Source organism: Komagataeibacter xylinus NBRC 15237, assembly GCF_001571345.1.
GTDB classification, from domain to species: Bacteria; Pseudomonadota; Alphaproteobacteria; order Acetobacterales; family Acetobacteraceae; genus Komagataeibacter; species Komagataeibacter xylinus.
On sequence record NZ_BCTP01000094.1, the window covers coordinates 1 to 2500 of the forward strand.

Genomic DNA, 2500 nt, shown 5'->3' on the forward strand with positions numbered 1-2500 from the left:
CGTACCACTTTAATCGGCGAACAGCCGAACCCTTGGGACCTGCTCCAGCCCCAGGATGTGATGAGCCGACATCGAGGTGCCAAACCTCCCCGTCGATGTGGACTCTTGGGGGAGATCAGCCTGTTATCCCTAGAGTACCTTTTATCCGTTGAGCGATGGCCCTTCCACGCGGGACCACCGGATCACTATGGCCGACTTTCGTCTCTGATCGAGCTGTCACTCTCACAGTCAGGCGGGCTTATGCCATTGCACTCGACAGCCGGTTTCCGACCGGCCTGAGCCCACCATCGCGCGCCTCCGTTACACTTTGGGAGGCGACCGCCCCAGTCAAACTGCCCACCATGCAGGGTCCCGGACCTGGCTAACAGGCCTCGGTTAGACATCAGAAACAGTCAGGGTGGTATTTCAAGGATGGCTCCACCGGAACTGGCGCCCCGGTTTCAAAGCCTCCCACCTATCCTACACAGAATGTCTCTGATGCCACTGCAAAGCTGCAGTAAAGGTTCATAGGGTCTTTCCGTCTGACCGCGGGTACCCCGCATCTTCACGGGGAATTCAATTTCGCTGAGCCGATGCTGGAGACAGCGGGGAAGTCGTTACGCCATTCGTGCAGGTCGGAACTTACCCGACAAGGAATTTCGCTACCTTAGGACCGTTATAGTTACGGCCGCCGTTTACCGGGGCTTCAATTCAGTGCTTGCACACCTCCTCTTAACCTTCCGGCACCGGGCAGGCGTCAGGCCGTATACGTCGTCTCTCGACTTCGCACAGCCCTGTGTTTTTACTAAACAGTCGCTACCCCCTGGTCTGTGCCACCCGCCCATGGTTGCCCACTGACGGGTCTTGCTTATCCCGAAGTTACGCAAGTAATTTGCCTAGTTCCTTCAGCATCGTTCTCTCAAGCGCCTTGGTATTCTCTACCAGTCCACCTGTGTCGGTTTCGGGTACGGTCTATATGCCAGAGCTATTTCCTGGAATACGCCAAAAGCCAGATCAATCCGATAAGACCTGACAACATATTGTATTCGTCACTTCTGGCAGGCCCGGGAATATTTGCCCGGTTTCCATCGACTACGGCTTTCGCCCTCGCCTTAGGGGCCGGCTCACCCTGCGCGGATTAACCTTGCGCAGGAACCCTTGGACTTTCGGCGACAGTGTTTCTCGCACTGTTTGTCGCTACTCATGTCAGCATTCGCACTTCCGATATCTCCAGAGAGGGTCACCCCGTCTCCTTCACAGACCTACGGAACGCTCCGCTACCGCGCATTCATAGAATGCACCCACAGCTTCGGCACGTGGCTTGAGCCCCGTTACATTTTCGGCGCAAGGTTTCTATTAGACCAGTGAGCTATTACGCTTTCTTTAAAGGATGGCTGCTTCTAAGCCAACCTCCTGGTTGTTTTGGAATCCTCACATCCTTTCCCACTTAGCCACGATTTGGGGGCCTTAGCTGGTGGTCTGGGCTGTTTCCCTCTCGACAATGGACCTTAGCACCCACTGTCTGTCTGCCGAGCTCATACTTCCGGGTATTCGGAGTTTGGTTAGGTTTGGTAAGGCTTTGGGCCCCCCTAGCCCATCCAGTGCTCTACCCCCCGGGGTAATACTCGACGGTCTACCTCAATAGATTTCGCGGAGAACCAGCTATTTCCGAGTTTGATTGGCCTTTCACCCCTAGCCACAGCTCATCCCCGACTTTTTCAACAGGCGTGGGTTCGGCCCTCCAGTGCGTGTTACCGCACCTTCAGCCTGGCCATGGCTAGATCACTCGGTTTCGGGTCTTCTGCCAGCAACTCGTCGCCCTATTCAGACTCGCTTTCGCTGCGCCTACACCTAACGGCTTAAGCTTGCTGCAAACAGAAACTCGCTGACCCATTATACAAAAGGTACGCCGTCACCCCATAAGAGGCTCCGACTGCTTGTAGGCATTCGGTTTCAGGTCTATTTCACTCCCCTCGTCGGGGTGCTTTTCACCTTTCCCTCACGGTACTTGTTCACTATCGGTCACCAGGGAGTATTTAGGCTTGGAGGGTGGTCCCCCCATGTTCAGACAGGATTTCACGTGTCCCGCCCTACTCAAGGACTGTTCCTGATATTACGCATACGGGGCTATCACCCGCTATGGCCGGACTTTCCATTCCGTTCTGCTTCTTCAAAAACAGCCACTGGCCTGTTCCGCGTTCGCTCGCCACTACTAGCAGAATCTCAATTGATGTCTTTTCCTCCGGGTACTTAGATGTTTCAGTTCCCCGGGTTCGCCTCATGTCCCTATGTATTCAGAACATGATACCCATCGCTGGGTGGGTTGCCCCATTCAGATATCCACGGATCAAAGCCTGCTCGCGGCTCCCCATGGCTTTTCGCAGCGTGCCACGTCTTTCATCGCCTCCTGGTGCCAAGGCATCCACCGAATGCCCTTATCGCGCTCATTGCCCACACATGCACAGGAGCCATCCACTCAAGCCAGCATTTCAATACCTGATTACTCAGGCAAGGAACCGCC

Annotated in this window: 1 rRNA gene; it reads right to left on the reverse strand. The window is 55.0% G+C overall.

Annotated features, from left to right (window positions below):
• Positions 1–2428: ribosomal RNA gene (locus tag GXY01S_RS16310) — 23S ribosomal RNA — on the reverse strand; the annotation flags it as partial.
• Positions 2429–2500 lie beyond the last annotated feature (72 nt).